A 24,691-nucleotide genomic window follows, 5' to 3' on the forward strand; every position below is an offset into this window, starting at 1 on the left:
CGGCGCCGGCGCCGCCTCGCGGGCACGCCGCCGGGCGCCCTCGGGGAGGTGCGAGCGCGATGCCCCTCGTCGCGCCCGTCCCTCAGGCGCTGCGGCCCCGCGCCTCGCGCACCAGCGCCACCATCGCCTTGCGCACCTCGTCGCTCGTGGAGACCGGCGCGTCGAACGCGAGCCGCGCCGCCTTCGGCCCCGCCGGCGTGATGACGTCGAGCTCGAAGCCGTAACGGTCGACCGAGGTCATCGTCGCGCCGGTGGCGTCCTTGATCCCGGCGAGCGCCTTCGCATAGGCGAGGACGGCGTCGGCGTGATCGGTGTTCATGTGCTCGAGGATGCGCGCCGCGTCGGGCGCGAGCGGATCGGGCTCGGCGGCCGCGTAGTCGGCGGCGTCGACCCACGACATCCGGCCGAAGCCGCCGACGTAGCGGATCGACACGGGGTCGAGCCGGTAGAAGGAAAAGTCCGTGAAATCCACGTAATACGACGCGCGCGGGTGCGCCGCGAGGAAGGTCGAGCGGGCGGCGGTCGCCTCGGCGGCCTCGAGAGGGCGGCACGGCCCGATCAGCGTCATCCGCCCGAGCGCGAGCGGGTCCGCCCGGCCCTCGGCGGGCTCGGCGACGAGCAGCGACGCCTCGGCGTGGGCCTTGAGGTTGCCCGTGTGCTCGGCGAGCGCTGAGAGAAGCAGCAGCGGCCGCCCGTGCGCGTCCACGGCGACGGTGACGAGCGAGCCGTAGGGGTAGCCGGCCGGATCCCGCGCGAGCGTGCACAGCGTGGCCGTGCGGGCCCGCTGCGCCAGGGTGCGGCAGCGCTCGGCGTGGCTCGGCGACGGGGCCATCTGTGCAGAGGGCGCTGTCTCAGGGGTGGAATCAGGACGGCCGTGGTCTGCGCTCTTCGACATGGAGTGCGGGTAGCACACCCACGGGGCTGCCGGGAACCTGCCCGGTCGGCGGCGGCTTCAGGGGCGCTCCGCGGTGCGTCGCGCTCGATCTGCTCGACGGCGGAGCGAGCGCCCGCGCTCCCGCGGAGCGGGGGCGTCGCGCTACGGCTTACCCACGTAGGTCCAGTTGTTCCCTACCTCATTGTAAACCCAGATGTCTTCGGCGTTCGTCTCCGTGGCGTACAGATCGTGCGTGCCGTACAGGCGCGCCGCTGCGCCACCCACGTAGCTCCAGTTGGTCCCGGTGCCGTCATAGCGGTAGACGGCGCCGGCGTCCGGCGTGAGGGCGTAGAACGCCCCATTGGATTGTCCTTGCCACTGCCTGCCGGCGCCGCCGACCGTCGTCCAGGTCGTGCCCGATCCCGAGTACTTTTTCAGCGTCTGCCGGTCCCGCGTCAGGCCGTACATCGACGAGCCCGCGCCGAACAGATCCGCGAATGCACCGCCGACGTTGGTCCACGTACCCGAGAGGCGCCGCCAGACCTCGCCCTGGTCGACGCTCAGGGCATAGAGCGGGCCGGAGCCGGCCGTCGACTCGAACGACGCGCCGGGACCGGCGATGTTCGACCAGGTGTTGGTGGAGTCGCTGTATTTGTAGACGTCGCCGTCGGAGTTGGTCGCGCACAGCGCATTTTCGCAGACGAAGATCTGGTTCGCCGAGCCCCCGATCGTCGTCCACGTCGTCCCGGAGCCGCTGTACTCGAGGACGTTCCCGAAGCTCGACCCGAGCGCGTAGAGGGTAGTTCCGATGGTGAGGAACGCCTGCACGGGTCCGCTGACCTTCGTCCACGTCGAGCTGCTCTTCTTGTAGATGTCGCCATTGGAGCGCTTGCGGGCATACAGGGTCCCCGAGATCGTCGTGTCAGCGACGTTCGTGGGCGCCTCGTAGAGCGCCTGCGCTCCCTCGATGTCGCGCTGGGACAGAAAGAAAGCCCCGGTCGTGTTGGTGCTGCCTTGGCACTCGATGCGGTGCATGACGGAGAGCGAATCGTACTCGGTCACCAGCTCCGCGGTTGACGTGGGATCCTCGCATGGCGAGCCGGGCACATGGATGTGCTCATGGTCGAACCCGAGCACGTGTCCCAGCTCGTGCATGATGACGCCGATGGGCTGGCGCCAGTCCGTCGACCAGGTGGGATCCCAGGTCAGCAGGAACTCGCGCCAATCGCGCGGCCAGTCCGGATAAAAGGCAAAGCCATTGCTGGGGGGCGGCGCCGGTGAGGTGACGTTGAACTTCACGTTGTTGTTGGTGTTCGTGCAGTTCGTGTCCTGGGCGACCACGTGGACGAAGCGGACGTTGGCGGCGTTCTCCCACGCTGCGGCCGCCTGGTGCATGGCGTCCACGACGCTGTTGTAGTTGGCGCCGAACGCGGACTGCGATACGCAATAGGTCAGGCTCAGCCGGTCGGCCCGGCTCCAGATGTTGTTGGAGCTGCCGATCCGAGTGACGGTCAGGGCGCCGGAGGAGGAGTAATGATCCTCGTAGAACTTCCGGATCCCCTCCTCGCCGCGGAGCGGTATGTCACCCTCGGCGACCCAGACCCCCTTCGACGGCAGCCAGACCAGCGTCTTGCGGAACTCTTCGTACGACATGAGCGGGCGCGGCCCCGCCGTCGCGACGACCTCCTCCTCGGCCGTGTCCTCCTCGAGCGTGTCCCCCTCCGGCGAGTAGCATCCGGCGAGCGAGAGGGGCCCCAGCAACAAGCCAATCGCGAAGAAAGGACGCGAGTATGCAGCAAGCGGCATGTTCGAATCTCCAAGGATGGTCAATCCGTGCACCGCGCTTCGTGCCGGCGCTCCGGCCGGGCGCATCACGGCTTCCAATGGATGACGAGCCGCCTTCGGCCGCGCTCGCCGTCAGGGCGCGCACAAAGCAACGGCCGTACCATCTCGCGACGAAACGGCCCCTTCTGTATGATTACGACGCCGCGCGACCTCACCGCACGCAATGGCGTCGATACAAGCTCGTGAGGCGCAGGAGACCGGCGCCCGGCGCGGCAGCGGCCACGAGCCACGGTGGCACGTGTCAGCTCGGGGATGGCACCTGATGGCACCGTGCCACTTGCCCGCGTGCGACGTTTCACGGTATCGCTCGAGCTGCTCGATGGCAGAGCGAGCGCTCGTGTTCCCACGGTGCGGGGGGGCGGCGCCGGGCTACGGCTTACCCACGCGGGTCCAGTTGTTCGCTATTTCATTCTCCCGCCCGATCCATCCTCTCGCGAAGGCGCTGGACCGAGCGCCGCCAGGTGATCTCTGCCGGCCTGCTCGCCGCGCCGCCCGGCGCTACGGCACTACCCGCAGCCGCCCCCGCTGCGCCGCCGCCTCGCGCCCACCCGCCTCGGCCGGCCGCGCGGGCCGCGGCGCCGCCGGCGGCCACACCGCGAAGTCCTCCGGCAGCGGCCCAGGCAACGCCGGCTGCGCCGTCCGCTCCAGCAGCTGGAAGTCGCAGCGCGCGACCAGATCGAGCGGCAGCCCCCGGTCCGGACCGCCCTTCGCATACCACGCCCGCGCAGCCTGCACGTTGCGGATGAGCACCGCGTGCTGCGGATCGCGCTTCGCCGCCGCCGTGAAGTGGTCCTGCATCGACTGCCAGTCGCGCCGCGCCGCCGCGACGCACGCGAGCGCGTTGTGGGCGAGCCCCGGCAACGGATACCCGAGCTCCAGGGCCCGCGCCGCGTGCCGCTCCGCCAGATCGAGCTGCCCCGCGTCGAGATAAGCGATCCCGAGCTCCAGGTGCGCCGCGTGGTGATCGCCGAGCCGCGCGAGGATCGCCCGCCGCTCCTCCACCCCCTCGCGGTAGAGCTCGCGCAACCCCTTGTTCTTCTCGAACCACGCGCTCATCAGCGCCGTGTCCTCCTCCGAGGCGTCGAACGGGGTCTTGAGCTCCTGGAAGTCGCCGCGGAAATACACCTCGCGTTCGAGCCAGCCGGCCGCCTCCGCGTCGTCGAAGTCCCTCGTCCCCGGGTAGATCGACAGGCACGAGAAGATGTACTGATGCGGCTTCGCCGCCTCCAGGAACGCGAGCGTCTCCCGGAACGTCTCCGCCGTCTCGCCGCGGTTGCCCAGCATCATGTAATAGCGGACCTGGATACCGTACTTCTTCGCGAGCTCGGTCGACTCGATGATCTTCTTGACCGTGATCTTCTTGTCGATGTTCTTCAGGATGGACGGCGAGCCCGACTCGACCCCGAGGCTCAGGCGCTGGCAGCCGGCGAGCCGCATCTCCCGGAGCAGGTCGTCGCCGAGGACGTCGACGCGCGTGTCGCAGCTCCACAGAAACGAGATCTTCCGCTCGCGGATGCCGCGGCAGATGTCGATGACCCGCTTCCGGTTCGTCGTGAAGGTGTCGTCCTTGATCTGGACCATCTTCACCGGCAGCTTGTTCACCGCGGCCTCGAGGGCGTCGAGCACATAAGGCACCGACTGGCCCCGGAAGCCGCGGCCCCAGGTCGTCTCGGCCCCGCAGAACGTGCAGGCCCAGGGGCAGCCGCGCGAGGTCATCACGATGTGCGTGGCGTAGTGGTCGTGCGGCGACTCGAGCGCGTCGAGATCCTCGATCGCGGCCCGGGGCGGGCCGAGCTCGACGCGGTCGTCGACGCGGTAGGCCGTGCCGGCGATGCCGAGCGCCGGCCGGCCGGCCTCGAGGCGCTCGAGGAGCTCCAGGAACGCGAGCTCGCTCTCGCCGAGCGCCACCGTGTCGATCTCGGGGTGATGCCGCAGCATCTCGGCCGCGAGCGGGGTCGCGTGCGGCCCGCCGACGACGATGTGCGCCGCGGGGTGGAGCCGCCGGATGCTCCGGGCGGTGAGCGCCACGCCGCGCCGGTTCGCGGTCCAGCACGACATGCCGAAGACGTCCGCGTCGAGCTCGCGCACGACCCGCTCGACCTGCGAGAACGGGTACGACGAGAGGTTCAGCACCTTCACCTGATGGCCCGCGCGGATCGCCTGCGCGCCCAGCGAGTAGAGCCCGTACGGGGTCTGGTGGAAGTCCGGGTCGAGATCGCCCTCGCGGTAGTCCGCCGGCGGGCCGTCCCCGCTCGTGTCGGGCGCCTCCCCCGGCGCGGGGATCTTCCAGGGCGGTGGGTACAGCAGCGCGATGCGCATCGGTCCTGCCTTTCCGGTGCTGGGGTCACGCGGGCGCGGCGCCGCCCGCGAGCGACGCGCCGGCGGCGTCGATGCGGCGCGCGCGCGCGATCCGCGCGTAGAGCTCGGCGCTCGGCCGGGGGCTGCGCTCCTGGGTCGCGCGGTCGACCTCGACAAGCCCGAAGCGCGGGGCGTAGCCCTCGGCCCACTCGAAGCTGTCGAGCAGCGACCAGTGCATGTACCCGCGCACGTCGACGCCGCGCTCGATCGCCCGCGCGACCTCGGCGAGGTGCCGCACGAGGAAGCTCGGGCGCTGGTCGTCGTCGGCGTCGGCGATGCCGTTCTCGGTGATGTAGATGGGGACCCGGGCGCGGGGCCACCAGGCGTCGAGCACGTAGCCGAGCCCCTCCGGGTAGATCTCCCAGCCGAGGTCGCTGACCTCGGCCCCCTCGGGGACGAGGCGCCGGAGGAAGCCCGCGCGCGCGTGCGCCGCGGAGAAGCGGACCAGGTCGCGGCTGTAGTAGTTCACGCCGAAGAAGTCGTGCAGGCCGCTGTCGCAGACGGCGCGCGCGAACGCGTCGTTGAACAGCCGCTCGAAGAGCGCCGCCCACATGCGGTCGGCGAGGCGCCCGAACCGCTCCGGCTCGATGACGCGCAGGTGGTGCGCGACGCCGACCGAGATGGGGTGGCCGCGGCGGCCGGCGGCCTCGTGCATGGCGCGGTACATGGCGGTGTGGGCGCGGAAGAGGTTCTGGTGGGCGCGCACCGCCTCGACGGGCGAGCTGCGCGCGGGGGGCCAGACGCCGAGCAGGTGGGCCTGCAGGGCGAGCATGTTGGGCTCGTTGATGGTGACCCAGAGCTGGCAGAGGTCGCCGAGCGCCTCGACGGCGCGCTCGGCGAAGCGCGAGAGGAGCGCCGGCAGATCCTGCGAGAGCAGGCCGCCGCGCTGCGCGACCCAGCGCGGCAGGGTGAAGTGGTGGACGGTGACCATCGGGGTGATCCCGGCCTCGAGGTGCGCGCCGAGCACGTCGCGGTAGTGGTCCCACGTGGCCGGATCGAACTCGCCCGGCTCGCGCTCGACGCGGGCCCACTCGATGGAGAGCCGGTGGGCGCCCATGCAGAGCCGCGCCTGGAGCGCGACGTCCTCGCGGAAACGGTGCAGCTGGTCGCACGCGTCGTCCGGCGTATCGCCGCCGCGGACGCGGCCCGGCTCGCGCGCGAACGCGGCCCAGTCGCTCTGCGCGCAGTGCCCCTCGACCTGAGTGGCAGAGGCGGCAGTGCCGAACAGGAAGGCGTCCGGGAAGCGCAGGTCCTCACCCATGGCCGCGCATCCTACGCGAACTCGCGCCGGGCGGCTGCCTTCCGCGCGAGGAGCGCCGCCCCCGAGGCGCGCTGCGCTGCGGCGTGACCGGCGTGACCAGCGTGCCGCGTACGGCGGCACGCAGCGGGGCGGCGCGCCGGTGGAGGCGGGGCGGCGCGCCGGTCGAAGCGGGGCGACGCGCCGGCCGAAGCGGGGCGACGCGCCGGCCGAAGCGGGGCGGGGCGCGGCGATTGCCCGATCGGCCGGGCGCCGGTACGCTACCGACCGGTGCGCGCGGTGCGATGCGGAGGTGCGGCGGGCGCAGGACGGGGAGCGCGCGCCCTCGCATTCGCCGTCGCCGCGGCGCTGCTGCACGGGGCCGCGCCGGCCCGGGCGGACGGGGTCGGCTGGGCCACGGCGCAAGCCGCCGAGCTGACGCGGCAGGCCGCGGCCCGCGCGGCGGCCGGCGAGGCCGACGTGGCGCTGTCGCGGTACCTGGAGGCGGTCCGCTTCGACGCCACCTACGGTCCGGCGTACCTCGGGCTGGGCGCGCTGTACGAGCGGGCGGGCGATCCGCGCGAGGCGGAGCGCACCTACACGGTGGCGCTGGACCACGTGCGCGGCTTCGTCGAGGGCTACCGCGCCCGGGCGGCGCTCCGGGCGCGCGAGGGGCGGCGCGACGAGGCGATCGCCGACCTCGAGGCGGCGGTGGCGCTCCGGGGCGACGACGCCGGCCTGCTCCAGGAGCTCGCGGCCGCGTACGTGGCCGCGGGGGCGCTGCCGGCGGCGCTCGGCGTGGCGCGGCGGCTCTCGGCCCTGGCCGCGCAGGCGGGCGATCCCGCCCGGGAGGCCGCGGCGCGGACGCAGGCGCGCGCCCTGTCCGTGCTCGTCGGCGAGGCCGATCCCGTGCGGGCGGGCGGCGCCGACCGCGGCCCGGTGCGGCGCGCGCTGGCGCTGTACGCCGCGGCGCCGGCGCGGGGGCGGGCGGCGGATCCGCGGCGCCAGGGGCGGTGATCGGAGCCGCGCCGATACCGCAGCATCGTCCGTGTCGGACAGGGGATCCGCCCCCGATACCGCAGCCTCGTCCGTGTCGGACAGGGGAGCGGCCATTGACGGTGAGAGCTCCTGTGGCTAGCGATCGGTCGACGCCAGCCGAGGAGGAGCCCTGTCATGCTCTTGATCACCGGAGAGGATCCCGCCCTCACGGAGCAGGTCTGTGATGGGCTGTCGCAGCGAGGCATCGCGCACAGCCGGGTGGACGCGGCCCACGCCACCGCGGAGCGCGGCAACCTGTTCCAGGCCGCGCTCGACGCGCGCGCGACCGCGATCGCGGTCATCGAGCCGGTCCCGTGGCGCGGCGCGACGCCGCCCTCGCCTTCCGCCGGGCTCCTCGCGGCCGCGCTCTCGGCGACGCGCGCCCCCGGGGTGACATCGCTGCTCGTCGTGACGTCGCGGCCGGACGGCGACGAGGGGATTCGCCGGATCCGGCGGGACGGCGCCCCGTACATCGTGCTCAGGCCTGCGCCGCTCTTCCGCGTGCTGCCGCCGGGCGCGGCGCGGGCGCTCGGGGACCGGCGCGTGCTGATCCCGCCGGAGGTGGCGGAGGCCTTCAAGGACGCGATCCCGGTCGAGGCGCTCCTCGCGGCGATCGCGAAGGCGGTGTCGGGCGAGACGCCCCAGGGCAAGATCGTCGACGTCGCCGCCTCGCCGGAGACGTCGGTGCTCGAGGTGCTGGCCCGGGCCGGCGCGCGGCCCGAGCTCGCCCGGGGGCTCCGCTCCCGGATCGGGCGGTGGTTCGGGCAGGCGATCGCGCGGGTCGACGGGGCGGACCTTCGGATCGACGGCGTGGCGGCCGGCGCGGGCGAGGCGCCGCAGCGCACGCCGGCGGAGGCGATGGCGGCGGCCGGGCCGTAGGCGTAAGCGCAGCAGGGCGGGCGCGGCGCGGCGGCGAGGGGGTCGGGGGCCGTGGCGCTGGCTTGACCTCGCGCTGTGCGGAGAGCATGCGGCTGGGACTCCATGTCCCTCCGCATCGCGCTCGGCGTCGACGACTTCCGAAGGCTCCGCGAGTCCGGGCTGGAGTACGTCGACAAGACCCACCTCATCCGCGAGCTGATCGACAAGGAGGACTCCCGGGTCGTCCTCCTCCCCCGCCCCCGGCGGTTCGGCAAGACGCTGAACCTGTCGATGCTGCGCTGGTTCTTCGAGAAGCGGCAGGAGGACCTTTCGCGTCTCTTCGAGGACCTCTCGATCTGGCGGGCCGGAGAGCGCTATCGCGCGCACTTCCAGCGGTATCCCGTCATCTACCTGACGCTGAAGGCAGTTCAGCAAGAGACGTTCGAGCGCTGCTTCGCGGCCCTCCGGGAGAAGATCGTCGCGCTCTACGACCAGCACCGCCACGTGCTCGACAGCGGCCAGCTCGGGGACGTGGAGCAGCGCCGCTACCGGGAAGTGCTGGACGGCACGGCGTCCGAGGCCGTGTACGGCCGCGCGCTTCTGGACCTGTCCAGCCATCTCCACCGCCTCCACGGCGAGCGCGTCGTGATGCTCATCGACGAGTACGACGAGCCCATCCACGCCGGCTATCTCCATGGCTACGCGCCGCGCATCCTCGACTTCGTGCGCACGTTCCTCACCGAGGGGCTGAAGGGCAATCCGCACCTCCACCGGGCCGTCCTCACCGGCATCCTCCGCGTGGCGCGCGAGAGCATCTTCTCGGGGCTCAACAACGTGGTGGTCTATTCGCTGCTCCGCTCGGACTTCAGCACCTGCTTCGGGTTCACCGAGCCCGAGGTGGAGGCCTTGCTGGACAAAGCCGACCGGCGCGGCCTGCTGGAGGTGATCCGCGCCTGGTACAACGGGTACGATTTCGGCGGCGCGGTCATCTACAACCCCTGGTCGATCCTCAGCTTCCTGGAGGGGAGAGACGCGGATCCGCTCCCGTTCTGGCTCGGCACGAGCTCCAACGACCTCATCCAGAGGGTGCTCGAGGAGCACGCCGTCACGCTGCAGCCCGCGCTGGAGGTGCTGATGGAGGGCGGCGAGATCGAGCGCGTGCTCGAGGAGAACGTGGCCGTCGGCGACCTCGCGCAGAACGAAGACGCGCTGTTCGGGCTGCTGGTCTTCTCGGGCTACCTTCGCGCCGAGAAGCGCTCGCGCGGGCCGGGGGAGCAGCCCGCGCACGCGCTGAAGATCCCGAACCGCGAGGTGCGGCTGCTCTACACCGGCACGTTCCGGCGCTGGGCGGAGGCGCGGCTGAAGCGGCAGGGCACCAGCATGCAGCGGCTCCTCGCCGCGCTCCTCTCGGGCGACGCGGCGGGGTTCGAGACGGAGCTCCAGGCCTTCGTCACCGACGTGTTCCCGTACCACGACGCGACGAGGGTCGACCCGGAAGCGGTCTACCACGGCTTCGTCGCCGGCCTGCTGGCGGCGCTCGAGCCGGGCCATCACGTGCGCTCGAACCGCGAGTCCGGGAAGGGGCGCCCCGACGTGATGATCCGGCCGGCGCAGCCCGGCCGGCCCGGCGTCGTGCTCGAGCTCAAGGTCGCCCGCGCGCCGCGCGTGAGCCTCGATCGGGCGCTCGACGACGCGCTGGCGCAGATCCGGACGGGAGGCTACGCCGCCGAGCTGCGCGCGAGCGGGGCTGTGCCGGTCCATGCGCTGGCCGTCGCGTTCGATGGGAAGGTCGTCCGGGTGCGCGCGGGCGAGCCGGGTTAGGTTCGTACACTCCGGGCTGGTTCCACCCACCAGGAGGCCGGCCAGGGATCCGGAAAGAGAGTTCAACGCAAAGGCGCAAAGGCGCAAAGGCGCAAAGGCGCAAAGGCGCAACAGGAATAAACAATTACACGCTTTTGCGTCGCTGCGGGTGGTGCCCCCATCGGCCCGCTTCCGTCCTACTTCGCCATGCACAACCTCGCGAAACTACTCGGGTCCGGAGACCGTCGAGCACTCCAAACAGGCCCCCCCTGGGCGTGGTGGGTCCGCCGCTCCAGCGCGACATCGAGTCGGCGATTTGATACTTGTGACGAATGAACCTGCGTCGCGCGATCCCGTACCTCTGTCCGTTGGCCCTGCTCGTCGCGTGCACGAATGAACAGCGCTCCGACGTGGGCACTGGCGGAGGCGCCGGGACCTCTGACAGCACCGGGAGCACGACGGCAGCGACCGGGACCAGCGCTGGCGCTGGCGGTGGCGGCGGCAGTGACGGCAGCGGCGGCAGCGGCGGCAGCGGCGACGTGCCGCCCCCGGAACCCGAGGAGGTCCCGGTGCTGGAGAACGTCACGTTCTACGACGGCTACGCCGCGACGGTCGACGAACCGCTCCCGGACGGCGTGATCCGCCACGACAACTCGCTGGTCGCGACCCGGTTGACCGACGAGCTGCTCGCCAAGGTCCAGACCACCCTGAAGGTCCGCGTGGTCGTGGGAGCGCGGTGCGACAACTACGATCGACTCGGCTCGGTCAACCTCGCGCTGGTCCCCAAGGGGGCCCAGACGTACGTCGCGGGCGAGGTCGAACGGATCGAGGTCGCGCGGTTCGTCACGCCGTTCATGGACATGAACAAGCAGCCGACGACGGTCCCCTACGAATGGGAGGCCAGCAACCTCGTACCGATCTTGAAGGACCCCGACCTCCTCGCCGAACACGATTTCTGGTTCGAATTGAGCATCTTCGGCGTGCCTTACGCCGCGAACGACGAGGTCGCCGGCTGCGCTGGTCGCAATGACACGCAGCTCGGATCGCTGCTGCTCTATACCGACAGCACGAAGGAGGCTCAGGACTTCGGCGTCCTGCTACCGCTGGCCATCGGCGAAGAATTCAACAATTACGCCGTGGGCGCCAGCGACAAGGCCGGTACGACCCGCAAGACGGTCAGCTTCGAATTGCCGGCAGACACACAGAATGCACAGCTCGTGTTGATCACGTCGAACCATGGCGCCAACCAGGGCGGCGAGGAGTATATTCGCCGCGAGCATTACGTGTACGTCGACGGCGAGCTGGCCCTGCAATACAAGCCCGGGCGCATGTCGTGCGAGCCGTTTCGCAAGTACAACACCCAGAGCAACGGCATCTACGGGCCGTCCCCGCGGTCGAACGAAGAGTGGCAGTCGTTCAGCAATTGGTGCCCTGGCGACGTGATCGACACCCGGATCGTCCCGTGGGGGGCCGCGAGCGCCGGCATGCATGAATTCGTGATCGACGTGCCTGACGCGACCTTCGCCGGCGGGCAGGGCAATTTCCCGTTCTCGCTCTACGTGCAGGCGCAGTGAACGCGTCCTTTAACGTCCTCGACGACTTGCCCGGCGCTCGCGGCCACATTCGAGCGGGCGTCGGCGCTCGGCGCCGAGGAGACGTCGTGTCTCAGGTCGGACGTACGACCGCGTAAACACCGAGCGCCGCGACGGCCATTCCGGCGACCTGCACTAGGCTCAGGGTCTCACCGAACAGGCCGAACGCCATGAGGGCCGCGACCGGCGGCACGAGGTAGAGGAGCGTCGCCACGCCCACCACCGCGCCCTGCCGGATCAGGGTGAGCAGGAGCCCGACCGCCCCGATCGAGAGCCCGAACACCGCCCAGAGCAGCCCCGCGAAGAGCGGGAGCGTGAGCTCCATCCGGCGCTGCTCGGTCAGCAGCACCATCGGCAACGTGACGAGCGCGGCCCCGATGTACTGGATGACGGCATTGACCCGCAGGTCGACCCCGCCGCCCGTGCGCTTCTGCCAGAGGGTGCCGAGCGTCATCGAGAGCATCCCCAGGACCGCGACCGCGAGCGAGAGCGGCGGCACGCCGGCCCCGAGCTTCGGGAACACGACGAGGCACGCCCCCAGGAAGCCGAGCCCGATGCCGAGCCAGCGGCCCCGCGAGACCCGCTCTCCCAGCAGCGGCCCGGCGAGCGCCGCCGTGACCAGCGGCTGCAGCCCCGCGACGAGCGCCGAGATGCCCGCCGGCAGCCCGTGCTTCACCGACCAGAACACCGCGCCGAGGTAGAATCCGTGCAGCAGGGCGCCGGCCACCAGACCGTCCCGCCATGACCGCGCCGCCCTCGGCCATCGCACCCGCGCCACGACCGCGACGAAGGCCAGCACGAGCCCGGCGAGCGTGTAGCGCACCAGAAGAAAGGTGAGCGGCTCCGCGTGAGGCGCCACGAGCCGCGCGACGATGAACCCGGTCGACCAGATGACGACGAAGAGCGGAGGCGCGATGCGGGTGAGGCGCTGAGAGGGCATGGAAGGAGGGGCGGACCGAGGCTGGGCGCGCGGTGGTACAGCATGGCACGGAGCACCGCAACGTCCGGTGCAGGCCGATGAGCAGCATTTCCCGCTGGCTCGCCGGTCGCCCGCTGCCGCACGGGTGCCCGGCGCCCTCGTTCCAGCTCCGCGATGTCGTGCCCGCGCTGGCGGACCGGCGCCCGTGGGCCGCTACTTCTTCGTCAGGTGCTGGCGGGCGCGGTCCATGACCGGTTGCCCGCCGGCGACGCCCCGCGCGTCGCGGTTCTGCCACTCCACCATCCAGCCAGGGTATTCAGGCGGGAGCGCGCTCGCCTCGTCGAGCTGCTTGACGTGCTCGGGCGCGAGCGTGACGTCCGCGGCAGCGAGGTTGTCGTCGAGCTGCTCCCGCGTCTTCGCGCCGATGATGACGCTGGTGACGAAGGGGCGAGTCAGGTGCCACGCGAGCGCGACGCGCGCGACCGAGAGGCCCGTGGCGCCCGCGACCTCCCGCAGCGCGCCGAGCACGCGCGGCAGGCGGGCGCGGTCGACGGGCGGGAAGTCGAAGCTCGAGCGCCGCGCGCCGTCGGGGCCGCCCGGCTTCTCCGGATCGAACTTGCCCGACAGCATGCCGCCCGCGAGCGGGCTCCAGGGGAGGATCGCGATGCCCTCCGACTGCGCCAAAGGCACGATCTCGCGCTCGATGTCGCGCCCCGCGAGCGAGTAGTAGACCTGCGCGCTCTCGAACCGCGCGAGGCCGTTCGCCTGCGCGAAGCCGATCGCCTTCATGGCCAGCCACGCGGGCAGGTTGCTGAAGCCGACGTAACGGGCCTTGCCCGAGCGCACCACGTCGTCGAGGGCGCGCACCGTCTCCTCGATGGGCGTCACCGGGTCGAAGCCGTGGATCTGGTAGAGGTCGACGTGATCGAGCCCGAGCCGCTGGAGGCTCCCGTCGATGCTCGCGAGGATGTGCGCCCGCGAGAGGCCGACCTGGTTCACGCCCGGGCCCACGCGCCCGCGCACCTTGGTGGCCACGACGACCTGCTCGCGCGGGCGGCCGAGCGCCTTGAGCGCCGCGCCGACGATCCGCTCCGACTCGCCTTCGGAGTAGACGTCCGCCGTATCGATGAAGTTGACGCCGCGGTCGAGCGACGCGCCCACGAGGGCCCCTGCCTCGCTGGTGCCGAGCGCGCCGACGACCTGCCAGAAGCCCTTTCCGCCGAACGTCATGGCGCCGAGGCAGAGCTCGGACACGTAGAGGCCCGTCTTCCCGAGGAGGTTGTATCGCATGGTGCCTTCTCCCTTTGTGTGTCCCGGAGGCATAAGACTTCGAGCGCGCTCGAAGTCAAGGGCCGGCCGGCACAGCAGAACGAAGACGGCGGCGCCGTTGACCACGGGCGCGATCGAGCGTTTACCCTGACGGGTCGGCCACGGCGCGCGCACGAACCCGGCGAGTCAGCGCCAACCGACGAGCCCGTTCCAAGTGACGAGTCCGCATCAGCCGACGAGCCCGCATCCACCGGCGCGAATACCAGGCAACACAAGGCCAGCCCCCCGGGACTTCGCCATTCGCCTTGACGCTGCCACGAGCGGGCGCATATTACGAAACGAAACTTACCAATGGTAGGTTATCCCCAGGCACGCTCCGGGCGCCCGCGCGCTCGGCGGGAGGAGTTCATTCAGATGGCCACACGAACGATGTCACCCGTTCTCTTGATCGGCGGCTCCGGCCAGGTCGGCGCGCGCGCAGCAAAGGCGCTCCGGCGCCTGCATCCGGACCTCCCGATCGCGATCGCCGGACGCGACGCGCGCAGGGCGTCCGAGGTCGCCGCGGAGGTCGGCGGCCCGACGACAGCGACAGCCGCCGACGTCGGCCGCGACGACCTCGGCCTCGAGCGAGGCGCGTCGTTCAGCGCCGTCGTCGCGCTCGTCAAGGACGAGGCGTCGAACGCGGTGAAGCGCGCGCAGGCGGACGGCGTGCCCCACATCGCCTTCTCGGACGCCGTCGGGGAGATCGGCCCCGTGGTCGCCCATTACATCGCGCGACCGACGCGCGCCCCCATCCTCCTGCTGGGCCACGCCTTCGGCGGCGCGGCGACGCTGGCGGCGCTGCACCTCGCGCAGGAGCTCCAGCGCGTCGACGCGATCGCGATCGGCTGCGTGGTCGACGCGGACGATCGCGGCGGCCCCGCATTGCAGGCCGCTTTCGAGCAAGAGGCGCAGACCGGGCAGGCTCCGCTCGCGCTCCAGGGCGGGAAATGGACCTGGTTGCTCGGCGACGCGGCGACACGGCGCTTCGTGGACGGCGAGGGCGTGGAGCGCGTTGGCCGGGCCATGCCGCTCCCCGACGTGGTGAGCCTCGCGGCGGCGACCGACGCGCGAGAGATCCGCGTCGACATCGCGACGCGCGACGCCGCGACGGGCGGCGCGGGTCACGTGACGGAGCTCATCGTCGAGGTGTCGGGGCGGCGCCGCGACGGCGCGGGCGCGCGGCTGCGCTACGACATCGTCGATATGGACGGCCTCGCGCGCCTGAGCGCGTACGGCGCCGCGATCGCGACGGAGCGCTTGCTGGGGCTCGCGGGCGGTCCCCCGGTCGGCCCGGGCCTGTACAACCCGGAGAGCGTGCTCGACCCAGCGCGCGTCGTCGCGCGGCTCGAGGAGCTCGGCGCGCGCGTCCGCCGCACAGGCCAGCGCCTCTGACGCGCGGCGGGCCGGGCCTCAGCCGACGCTGACGGTGGTCACGGCGCGTTAGCTCCGCTGCACTTTTCCCCGCGACATCGTCGCCCTCCGAGACAAATCGCCACGGCCTCCCCCCACAGGAGCACCCCGCCGCACCAACCTCGGCAGCACGCCCTCCGGCGCACCACCTCCGTTCCGCCCGAGCCCACCACCGCGCCCCGCCCGTTTCCTCGGTCGCTCCCGCATCCTCCCGGCCTCGCCCCTCCCCTCTCCCCCTCGCCCTGGCACGGGATCGGCACAGACAGCCCCCATCGGAACCCTCAGCCATCTCAGCAGCACGCCCGGTCTGCGCCCTCCGTGGCAGCCCGGCGCGCTGGTCCACCCCTGAAGGGAGAAAGCGAGACCTCATGAAGGCGGTAGTGTTTCACGGCGTCGGCGACATCCGGATGGACGACATCAAGGAGCCCAAGATCAAGGAGCCGACCGACGCCATCATCCGCATCACGGCCAGCGCCATCTGCGGCACCGACCTCCATTTCGTCCGCGGCACCATGCCGGGCATGGTCCCGGGCACCGTGCTCGGCCACGAGGCGGTCGGCGTCGTCGAAGAGCTCGGCAAAGACGTCAGGAACCTGAAGAAGGGCGACCGCGTCGTCGTGCCGTCGACCATCGCGTGCGGCTATTGCTCGTACTGCCGCGCCGCGTACTACGCGCAATGCGACAACGCGAACCCGAACGGCAAGCAAGCGGGCACCGCCTTCTTCGGCGGCCCCAAGATGTCCGGCCCCTTCGACGGCCTCCAGGCCGAATTCGCGCGCATCCCCTTCGCCAACGTCGGCCTCGTCAAGCTCCCGAACGGCGTCAGCGACGACCAGGCCATCCTCCTCTCGGACATCTTCCCCACCGCGTACTTCGGCGCCGAGCTCGCCGAGATCCGCCCCGGCGACACCGTGGCGGTGTTCGGGTGCGGCCCCGTCGGCCTGTTCACGATCGCCAGCGCCAAGCTCATGGGCGCAGGCCGCATCATCGCCGTCGATCAGGTGGCCGACCGCCTCGAGATGGCCCGCGACCAGGGCGCCGAGACCGTCGACTTCTCCGCCGAGGATCCGCTCGTCGCGATCATGCGCCTCACCGGCGGCATCGGCGTCGACCGGGCGATCGACGCCGTGGGCGTCGACGCCGAGCGCCCCCACGACGGCCCCGCCCACAAGCAGACAAAGCAGGACGCCAAGGCGTTCGACCTGGAGGTCAAGCAGATCTCCCCCGACGCGCGGACCAAAGGCGACACCTTCCGCGCCGGCGACGGGCCGTCGCAGGTGCTGCAGTGGGCCGTCCGCTGCGTGGCCAAGGCAGGGACCATCTCGGTCATCGGGGTCTACCCGCAGACCTCGCGCACGTTCCCCATCGGCGAGGCCATGAACAAGAACCTCACCCTGCAGATGGGCAACTGCAACCACAGGAAGTACATCCCGAAGCTCGTGGACCTCGTGCAGACCGGCCAGGTCGATCCCACCACGATCATCACGAAGCAGGCGCCCCTCACGTCCGCGATCGACGCGTACAAGGCGTTCGATCGGCGGGAGGCCGGCTGGGTGAAGGTCGAGCTGCGCCCGTCGGCGGCCGGCACGCCCGCCAACCTGAACCGCGCCGTCGCGTAGCCAGGCACCGCGCCGCCGCATGGCTCGGGTGAGCGCGCCGGGCGCCGGCGCGTCCGCCTGGGCCACCCGCGCGCGGGGACCGCTCCAGCGCGAACGGGGAACTTCCCGCTCGAGCGGGGCCCGCCGCTGCGGCTAGGCTCGCAGCCGCCATGAGGGTCGAGCCGTACCGCGCCCCGCTCCGGGGCGGCCGTCACTGCGTCGTCCGACAGAGCTCGCGCGACGACGCCGCCGCCCTGCTCGATCTCGAGCGGGCGATCGTGCGCGCCCGGCACGGCATCGTGAAGCACGAGGACGAGCTGCCGGCGGACGCGGACTCCTACGCCGAGCAGCGGGAGCGCGCGGGCCTCACGGCGATGGACGGCTCGGCGATGTGCCTGGCCGCCGAGCTCCCGGGGGGACGCCTCGTCGGCGAGGCGACGCTCCTCCGGCGGTTCAGGTTCCGGATGCTGCGCCACGTGGGGATCCTCGGGCTCGGCGTGCACCCGGAGGCGCAGGGGCTCGGCGTGGGCCGGGCGCTGATGGAGCGGCTGCTCGGGCTGGCGGCCACGCACCGCGACCCGGACGGGGGGCGCGTGCGGCGCGTGGAGCTCTACGTGCGGGCGGACAACGCGCGGGCGATCGCGCTCTACCGGTCGTTCGGGTTCGTGCACGAGGGGACGCGGCGCGACGTCGTCCGCGGCGACGGCGGGGCGTTCGTGGACGACCTGGTCATGGGCCTCCTGCTGTCCGACGATGCGCCCGCCGCGGGTCGATGAGGCGCGCCGCGCCCCCCGCGGGCACGACGCGCGCCCGCCGCGGGCCGGTGAGGCGCGCCGCGACCCCCGCCGGGCATGACGCGCGCCGGCGCCGCGCGGTAGCCTCCCCGCGATGAGCGGACCGCCTCCTGCCGCACGCGCCGCCGGCCCCGGCGCCCTCCCCGACCCCGGCGCCCTCCCCGACCCCACCGCCCTCCCCGGCCATGGCGTCGCGCCCGCGCCGGCCGCCGCTGCCGGCCCCGCCGACCGCGACGGCCCCGCCGCCCGCCACGACCCCGCCGCCCGCGCCCGCGCCGCGCTGCGCGCCGGGCGCATCGCCGCGCTGACCGCCGGCGGCCTCGCCCTCGGCAAGCTCGTCGCCGGCCAGCTCGGCCAGTCGATGGCCGTCACCGCGAGCGCCGTCGACTCGCTCACGGACCTCTTCGCCTCCTCGGCGAACGCCCTCGCCATCCAGCTCGCCCACGCCGCGCCCGACCGCTCCCACCCGTTCGGCCACGCGAAGATCGAGACGCTCGCGACCGCCGGTCAGGGCCTGCTCATCGGCGGCTCCGGGGTCTACCTGCTCGTCGAGGGGATCCGGCGGCTGCTCTCGCCCCAGCCGCTCCGCCTCGCCGCCGTCACGCTCGGCGCCATGGCCGCCGCCGCGCTGATCACCGCGGCGCTCGTGGCCTACCTCGGCCGCGTCGCCGCCCGCACCGGCTCGAGCGCCATCCAGGCCGACGCCATCCACTACCGCACCGACATCGCGGCGAACGTCGCCGTCCTCCTCGGCGTCGCCGTCACGTACGCGACCGGCTTCTCCCGCGTCGACGGCCTCCTGTCGATCGCGGTCGCCGCCTACGTCCTCACGTCCGCGGGGTCCCTCCTCCGGCTCGGCGTGCGCGACCTCATCGACACGAGCGCCCCCGACGAGCGCGTCGCCGCCATCGAGGCCGCGCTCGACGCGATGCGCGCGCGCGGCGAGATCCTCGGCCACCACGGGCTGCGCACGCGGCTCGCCGGGCGCACGCTGTTCGTCGACGTGCACATCGAGCTCCCGGGCGACATGCGCCTCGCCCGCGCGCACGCGACGGGCGACCGCGCGCGCGACGCGATCCGCGCCGCCGAGCCGGACGCCGAGGTGCTCGTGCACATCGACGTCGAGCGCGACGAGCCGGCGTGAAGGGCGCCGGCGCGGCGGGCGGGCGGCCGCGCCGAGCGCGCGGGGCCGCTCAGCCCGGCGGCGGCGAGCTCGGCTCGCCGGCGCGCGGCGGCCCCGCGCACGGGAGCTCGAGGAGGAACGTGGCGCCGGCGCCGGGCGCGCTCCGGACGCGGATCGAGCCGCCGTGCGCGTCCGCGATCCTCCGGCTCATGTAGAGGCCGAGCCCCAGCCCGCCGTAGTGCCGGTCGGACACGGCGCGCCCGAAGCGCTCGAAGATCTGCTCCTGCCGCGCCGGGTCGACGCCGATCCCCTGATCCTTCACCGAGAGCCGCGCCGTCCCGGCCTCCTCGCTGACGACGATCTCGACCGGCTTGCCCGCGCCGAACTTCATCGCGTTGGTGAGGAGGCTCGTGACGATCTGCTCGACGCGCGCGCGGTCCCAGCGGCCCACGATCCGGCCGCAGTCCCGCAGCGACACCGAACACCCGGCGCGCGAAAGCTCCAGCGTCAATCGCGCGAGGACATCGCGGACGACCGCCACGAGATCGACCTCCGCGACATGGAGCGACAGCCGATCCACCTGGCTCCGCGAGACGTCGAGGAGCTCGTTGTGCAGGCGGGTCAGGCGCTTCGCCTGCCGCAGCGCGCGGTCGACCTGCCTGCCCATGGCCCGCGGGTCCCAGGGCCCACCCGACCGGAGGGCCCGATCCATCGCCTCGAGCGTGAGCGTGAGCGACGTCATCGGCGTGTTGAGCTCGTGCGTCGCCACCGTGAGGAACTCGTCCCGCACCCGGACGGCCTCCTGGGCAGCACGGTAGAGCCGCGAATTGTCGATCGCGTTCGCCGCCCGGCGCGCCACTTCCTGCACGATCTCGATGTCCGCATCGCCGTAGCGGCGCTCCGGCACGGACGAGACGACGCTCAGCATCCCGAGCGGTTGTCCCCGCGCCACGACCGGCACGGTGATGGAACTGTAGATCCCGAGCTCTCGGAGGAGCCTCACGTGCCCGTCGTCCTCGCAGTGTTCCCGGAGGATGGCCTCTGAGATCTCGGGGAGCAGGAGCGGCTCACCGCTGCGCAGGACCCTGGCCGCGGGGTGCGGCGAGTCCCGACCAGGCGGATACCGCCGCTCCAGCTCCTGGATCAACGACGCCATCGTGGGATCTCTGTGCGCCCAGGAAATTCGCCGGATCTCTCCACCTTCCACGACATCGATGATGCACCAATCGCAAAGCGATCGTACCGAGAGCCGCGCAATACGCGACAACGTCTCGCCATAATCGAGCGACCTGGAGAGGATGTCCCCGGCCTCGGCCAGGAAGGCCGCACGCCGCTCCGCCGCCTCGGCCGCGGTCCGCGCGGCCTGCTCCTTGGAGAGCAGCCGCGCGTTCTCCAGCGAGATCGCTGCTTGCGTGGCGAGCAGCGAGAGGGCGGTGAGCCGCTCCGGCGTGAACGCGCCCTCGACGAGGTTGTTCTCGAGGTAGAGCAGGCCCACCACCTCGCCCTGCCTCAGGATGGGCATGCAGAGCAGCGACTTGGGCCGACACCTCGCGAAGTAGTCATCGCCGGAGAACTTGCCCGCGTCCGCGGCGGCATCGCTCAGGATGACGTGGTCCTTCGTCCGCTGCACGAAGCGGACGAGCGACATGGGGACGCGCCGCGAACCATCCTCCGTCGAAGGCGGGAGGAGGGTCGTCGCCGCCCCTTTCTCTTCGAGGGTCGCCTCCGCTTCGATGGAGAGGCGCTCGTCCTGGTACAGGAGGATGCAAGCCCTCTGCGCGCCGCCCTGCTCGAGGACGACCGTGAGCAGCGTGCGCAGCAGCTTGTCGAGGACGATCTCGCTCGACAGGCTTTGCGATGCCTTGGTCACCGAGAGCAGGTCGAGCTGCTCGGACCGCGCCGCGAAGGTGGCGGCCTGGGCGAGCGGCGTCGTATCCCAGAGGTGCGGATTCTGCTGGTCGATCTGCTTGACCTTGCCGTCCGCCCCCCAGCGGGCGTAACAGGCGCGCGCCTCGCGGAGGTACGTGGCGGCGATCAGGTCGAACCCTCGCGCCCGGTAGAACCTCGACGCGATCTCGTAGGCGAGCGCCTCGTCGTGGACGAAGCCGCTCGCGCGCGCGGCGCGGATGGCCTGCTCGTAGAGCTGCGCCGCCTTCTCCCATTCGCTGCCGACGCGCGCGATCTCGGCGCCGACCAGCGCCGCGCGATGGACGAAGTTCTCGGGGCAGCTCGAAGCCCAGACCTCGAGCTGCGCGTGGTGCGCGAGGAGCTCCGTGAGAACCTGGGGCCGCTCATCGGCAGGTGCCGCGTCGTGGCGCGCTGCCCGCGCGAGCGCGCTGTGGGCGAGCGCGCTGTAAAAATGGTACTCGGAGATCTCGGGGAACGACGGCGACGTCCAGAGGAGCCAGTGCGCCTTCGCCGCGGCCTCGATAGCAGAGGCATAATCACCCGCGTAAAAGCGCGCTTGCAGCTTGCGGATCCAGTACCAGCTCGCGGCCAACGAGAGGCGCGGATCGCCCTCGAGGTGCCGTTCGAATCGGCCCTCGTCGAAGCGCTCATCGTTGAAGGAGGCGAAATCCGGCAAGAGCCCCTGGAGCGTCTGGATGAGTCTGAGCTGTCCGGTGATGCAGTCGACGACGAGGCCGAACTTCGCCTTTCGCGCGAACTCGAGCGCGCCCTCGGCCTCTCGCTGCACCTCGCCGAGCGGCTCTCCATCTATGAGGAGGAGCGTGAGAAAGGCGGTACGCAGATAGGACGCATACGTGAGATCGCCCGCCTCCTGCGCCGCGTGAAAGGCGCGTCGCAATCGATCGAGGCTGGTACGCACGTGCCTCGTCCAGGGATTGATGGCGTACCAGAAGACCAGATAGACGCGGGCCTTGAAGCGGTCCAGCCCGCGCTTCTCCACGAGGTCGAGGCCGAGCTTGCCGAAGCGGAACCCCGCGCGGTAGTCGCCGAAGCGTGGCCCAAGGACCGTGCCGAGCCGGACGTAGCCGAGGCACGACGCGTCGCTGTTGCCATGCTCGATGCTGACGTTCACCATGCGAGCGACCAGGAGGCTCAGCAGGTTCTCGTCGGTGAACAGGGCGGGCGCCTCGCACCACGAGAGGACGTCGATGGTCGTGCGGCAGTCCGGATCGGCCATCGGGGGCAAGTCGAAGAGCTCCTCGATCGGGCGGCCCTCGAGCCTCTGCCACATCCGCTCGTACTCCTGCAGGACCTCCGCGTCCGTCGGGTGCGGCGACCACTCGACGCCGACGCGCCGGAGGTATTCGAGGCATGCCTCCACGCTGCGGTCGCTCCGATCCATGGTCGTGTAAAGAGCCATGCGCGCGCACGTGACGGCGCCGAAGGCGACGAGGTCTCCTGCGCGGCGCGAGAGCATGGAGAGCCGCTCCTCCGCTCTCGAGAGCTCGCCGGTCAGGAACTCACACTCGGCCCGGTGGAGCTCGAGCGCGAAGATGAGCTCGTAGCGGATGGACCAGCCGTCCTCGGCCAGGAGCGCCGCGCCGGCGACGAGGTACGCCAGCGCCGAGGCGTAGGCGGTCGACCCCTTGGCGCGCTTGCCCGCGATGAGGTTGAGCTCGGCGACCCGTTCTCGCTCTTCCCACGACGTGATGAGCCCGATGCCGCGGTTGAGCTGGTTCACGATCTCGAAGATCTTCTCCTCGAGCTCCTCCGGCGCCGTCCGCGACGCGAGCAGCCTGCCTATCTCGAGGTGCACCGACGCCCGCTCGCCTTCGGGGATGAGCGAATAGGCGGCTTCCTGGACCCAGTCGTGGAGGAACTTGTACGTGCCGTTCAAGCGAAAGACGAGCCCCTCATGGACTGCGTCCCAAAGATCCGCGTGCACATCCTCCTCCGAGCCGCCATGAACCAGCGTCAGCAGGGCGACGTCCGCGGTGTGTCCCAGGCAGGCGAGCTGCTTCAGCGCTCCCTGGGCGCCCTCCGGCAGCCGCGCGAGCTTGCCGACCATCAGGGCCGCCACGTTGTCGGTGAAGCCCTTTTCGCGGATCTTCGCCACGTCCCACCGGAAGGCCTCGGCCCGCTCGTCGAACTCGATCAGCCGCTCTTCGTGCAGCACCCTGAGGAACTGGGCCGCGAAGAAGGGGTTGCCGGCCGTCTTCTCGTGGACGAGGTTCGAGAGCGGCGCGGCGTCTTCGCGGGAGCAGTGGAGCGCGTCGCTGACGAGCGCGGCGATGTTGTCTCGGGAAAGCGGGCCGAGCACGATGTCCGAGATGCGCGCGCCCTCCTTCCGCATCTGGTCGAGCGCCAGCGCCAGCGGATGCGAGGGGGGCACCTCGTTGTCGCGGTACGCGCCGGTGACGAGCAGATAGCGCGTCTCGGGGTGCGTCACCAGATCGTGAAGGAGGCCGAGGCTCGCCGAATCGGTCCACTGGAGATCGTCGAGGAAGAGCGCGAGGGGGTGCTCCTTCCGGGCGAACACCCCGATGAAGCGCCGGAACACGACGCGGAACCGGTTCTGCGCCTCGGTCCACGGAAGCTCTGGAGCCGGCGGTTGCCGGCCGATGACGAGCTCGACCTGGGGGATGACCTCCACCAGGAGCTGTCCGTTGATCCCGAGGGCGTCGAGCAGCCGCTGCCTCCAGGCCGCCATCTGGTCCTCGCTCCCGGCGAGGATCTCGAGCACGACCTCCCGGAAGGCCTGGACGAGCGTGGAGTAGGGGATGTCGCGCTGGGATTGATCGAACTTGCCCGAAAGGAAGAGGGCTCGCTCCCGGACGACCGGCCTGTAGATCTCGTGGACCAGCGCCGACTTGCCGATGCCGGAATAGCCGGAGACCAGGACGAGCTCGGGGGATCCCGTGCCCACCACGCGCTCGAACGCGCGCAGCAGCGCGGCCACCTCCTCCTCGCGGCCATAGAGCTTCTGAGGGATCTCGAAGCGATCGGAGGCGTCGTGCTCGGCCAAGGGGAACGGCTCGATCCGGCCGGTCGCTCGCCACTCCGAAAGGCACCGCTCGAGGTCGTGCTTGAGGCCGCGCGCGGTCTGGTAACGATCCTCCGCCATCTTGGCCAGGAGCTTCAGGACGATCGCCGAGAGGACCTCGGGCAGGTCCGGGACGAGCGCGGCGGCCGGTGGCGGGGCGCGGGCGACGTGGCAGTGCACCCACTCGGACGGGTCGCGCGCCTCGAACGGCAGCCGCCCGGTGAGCATCTCGTAGAACGTGACCCCGAGCGCATAGAGATCGGTGCGGCTATCGATCGCCCGGTTCATCCGCCCCGTCTGCTCCGGAGCCAGGTACGGCAAGGAGCCCTCGATGAGCCGGGGAGGCCCTGCCGGCGACTGCTCACGGGAGAGGCGGGACGCGAGGCCGAAGTCGGCGAGCTTGACCTGCCCAGTAGCTGCATTGACGAGGATATTTTGGGGCTTGAGATCCTTGTGGATGATGTCCCGCTGGTGGAGCTCCGCCACGCAGGCCACGATACGCACCGCGAGGTCGAGGAACCGCTCGACGTTCATGGGCGCGTCCATGAAGTGGTCGAGCGACTCGCCGCCGAAATCCTCCAGGACGAGCGCCGGCAGCCCCTCGTACGTCTCGAGGGCGAGCGGCGTTACGATGGCCTCGTGGTTCAGCGCCTTGCCGATCGCGTACTCGTGCTTCAGGCGCTCGATGTCCTTCGGGCGGCTGCGCCTCGGGTCGAGGACCTTCAAGATCACCGGACAGCCATCGGCGCTCCGGATCGCGCGAAGCAGGCTGGTCTTCTGGCCCTCGTGGAGGGTCTCGGTGATCGCGTAGGGGGAGGCCAGGCTCACCTCCACGGGGAGCATCTCCCCGCGGAGGACACGCCGTGGGGCGCTGGCGCCCAGCGGCTCCGTGGGGCATGAGAGCTGTCGACGCCGGAACGGTCGAGCCCGCGTGCCTCGCCGAGGCGACGCAACCGCACGGTCGGCGTGAGCGCATAGCGCAG

The 24,691-nt window shown here is 71.6% G+C and carries 15 protein-coding genes; 8 read left to right on the plus strand and 7 right to left on the minus strand.

The genetic code is table 11. From position 1 onward, the window contains the following. Positions 1 to 82: 82 nt before the first annotated feature. The 4 genes from WME98_RS50600 to WME98_RS50615 form a co-directional block, all read right to left on the minus strand. Positions 83 to 832 carry a HugZ family protein gene (locus tag WME98_RS50600; protein WP_437948782.1) on the minus strand — a complete coding sequence of 250 codons (750 nt, stop codon included), beginning with the start codon at positions 830 to 832 and terminating at the stop codon, positions 83 to 85. 204 nt (positions 833 to 1,036) lie between these two features. Beyond that, the gene (locus WME98_RS50605; protein ID WP_437948784.1) at positions 1,037 to 2,680 is read right to left on the minus strand and encodes a peptidase M10; all 1,644 of its coding nucleotides are present in this window, start codon (positions 2,678 to 2,680) and stop codon (positions 1,037 to 1,039) included. A gap of 537 nt (positions 2,681 to 3,217) precedes the next feature. Next, positions 3,218 to 5,038, minus strand: a complete 1,821-nt coding sequence (locus WME98_RS50610) for a radical SAM protein (RefSeq protein ID WP_437948786.1) — start codon at positions 5,036 to 5,038, stop codon at positions 3,218 to 3,220. A 25-nt stretch (positions 5,039 to 5,063) separates the two neighbouring features. After that, entirely contained in the window at positions 5,064 to 6,338 is a 1,275-nt protein-coding gene (locus tag WME98_RS50615) for a glycoside hydrolase family 1 protein (protein WP_437948787.1), read from the minus strand. A 267-nt stretch (positions 6,339 to 6,605) separates the two neighbouring features. On the opposite strand from WME98_RS50615, the gene WME98_RS50620 reads away from it, so the two are divergent. From WME98_RS50620 to WME98_RS50635, 4 genes are all read left to right on the plus strand, one after another. Then, complete coding sequence (locus WME98_RS50620; protein ID WP_437322232.1) at positions 6,606 to 7,331, plus strand: tetratricopeptide repeat protein; 726 nt, start codon at positions 6,606 to 6,608, stop codon at positions 7,329 to 7,331. Positions 7,332 to 7,487: 156 nt separating this feature from the next. Next, complete coding sequence (locus WME98_RS50625) at positions 7,488 to 8,231, plus strand: hypothetical protein (protein WP_437948788.1); 744 nt, start codon at positions 7,488 to 7,490, stop codon at positions 8,229 to 8,231. A 102-nt stretch (positions 8,232 to 8,333) separates the two neighbouring features. Further along, the gene (locus WME98_RS50630) at positions 8,334 to 10,031 is read left to right on the plus strand and encodes an AAA family ATPase (protein WP_437948789.1); all 1,698 of its coding nucleotides are present in this window, start codon (positions 8,334 to 8,336) and stop codon (positions 10,029 to 10,031) included. A 311-nt stretch (positions 10,032 to 10,342) separates the two neighbouring features. Next, on the plus strand, positions 10,343 to 11,584 hold the full coding sequence (locus WME98_RS50635; RefSeq protein WP_437948790.1) for a peptide-N-glycosidase F-related protein: 1,242 nt from the start codon (positions 10,343 to 10,345) through the stop codon (positions 11,582 to 11,584). A 91-nt stretch (positions 11,585 to 11,675) separates the two neighbouring features. Here WME98_RS50635 and WME98_RS50640 read toward each other — a convergent pair whose 3' ends face one another. Both WME98_RS50640 and WME98_RS50645 read right to left on the minus strand, forming a co-directional pair. Beyond that, complete coding sequence (locus tag WME98_RS50640) at positions 11,676 to 12,542, minus strand: DMT family transporter (RefSeq protein ID WP_437948791.1); 867 nt, start codon at positions 12,540 to 12,542, stop codon at positions 11,676 to 11,678. 192 nt (positions 12,543 to 12,734) lie between these two features. Next, positions 12,735 to 13,811, minus strand: a complete 1,077-nt coding sequence (locus WME98_RS50645; RefSeq protein WP_437948792.1) for an aldo/keto reductase — start codon at positions 13,809 to 13,811, stop codon at positions 12,735 to 12,737. Between the two features lie 393 nt (positions 13,812 to 14,204). Here WME98_RS50645 and WME98_RS50650 point away from each other — a divergent pair, with 393 nt between their 5' ends. From WME98_RS50650 to WME98_RS50665, 4 genes are all read left to right on the plus strand, one after another. Then, positions 14,205 to 15,224 carry a hypothetical protein gene (locus tag WME98_RS50650; RefSeq protein ID WP_437948793.1) on the plus strand — a complete coding sequence of 340 codons (1,020 nt, stop codon included), beginning with the start codon at positions 14,205 to 14,207 and terminating at the stop codon, positions 15,222 to 15,224. 386 nt (positions 15,225 to 15,610) lie between these two features. Next, positions 15,611 to 16,861: a zinc-dependent alcohol dehydrogenase gene (locus tag WME98_RS50655; protein WP_437948794.1), complete on the plus strand. Its 1,251-nt coding sequence runs from the start codon at positions 15,611 to 15,613 to the stop codon at positions 16,859 to 16,861. A gap of 149 nt (positions 16,862 to 17,010) precedes the next feature. Next, positions 17,011 to 17,616 (plus strand): N-acetyltransferase family protein, encoded by a 606-nt coding sequence (locus WME98_RS50660; protein ID WP_437948795.1) that lies wholly within the window; start codon positions 17,011 to 17,013, stop codon positions 17,614 to 17,616. 112 nt (positions 17,617 to 17,728) lie between these two features. Then, positions 17,729 to 18,778, plus strand: a complete 1,050-nt coding sequence (locus WME98_RS50665; RefSeq protein ID WP_437948796.1) for a cation diffusion facilitator family transporter — start codon at positions 17,729 to 17,731, stop codon at positions 18,776 to 18,778. A 49-nt stretch (positions 18,779 to 18,827) separates the two neighbouring features. On the opposite strand, the gene WME98_RS50670 is transcribed toward WME98_RS50665, so the two are convergent. Next, positions 18,828 to 24,551 (minus strand): sensor histidine kinase, encoded by a 5,724-nt coding sequence (locus tag WME98_RS50670; protein ID WP_437948797.1) that lies wholly within the window; start codon positions 24,549 to 24,551, stop codon positions 18,828 to 18,830. Positions 24,552 to 24,691: the final 140 nt, after the last annotated feature.

It is taken from the genome of Sorangium sp. So ce296 (assembly GCF_051529605.1).
GTDB lineage: Bacteria > Myxococcota_A > Polyangia > Polyangiales > Polyangiaceae > Sorangium > Sorangium cellulosum_D.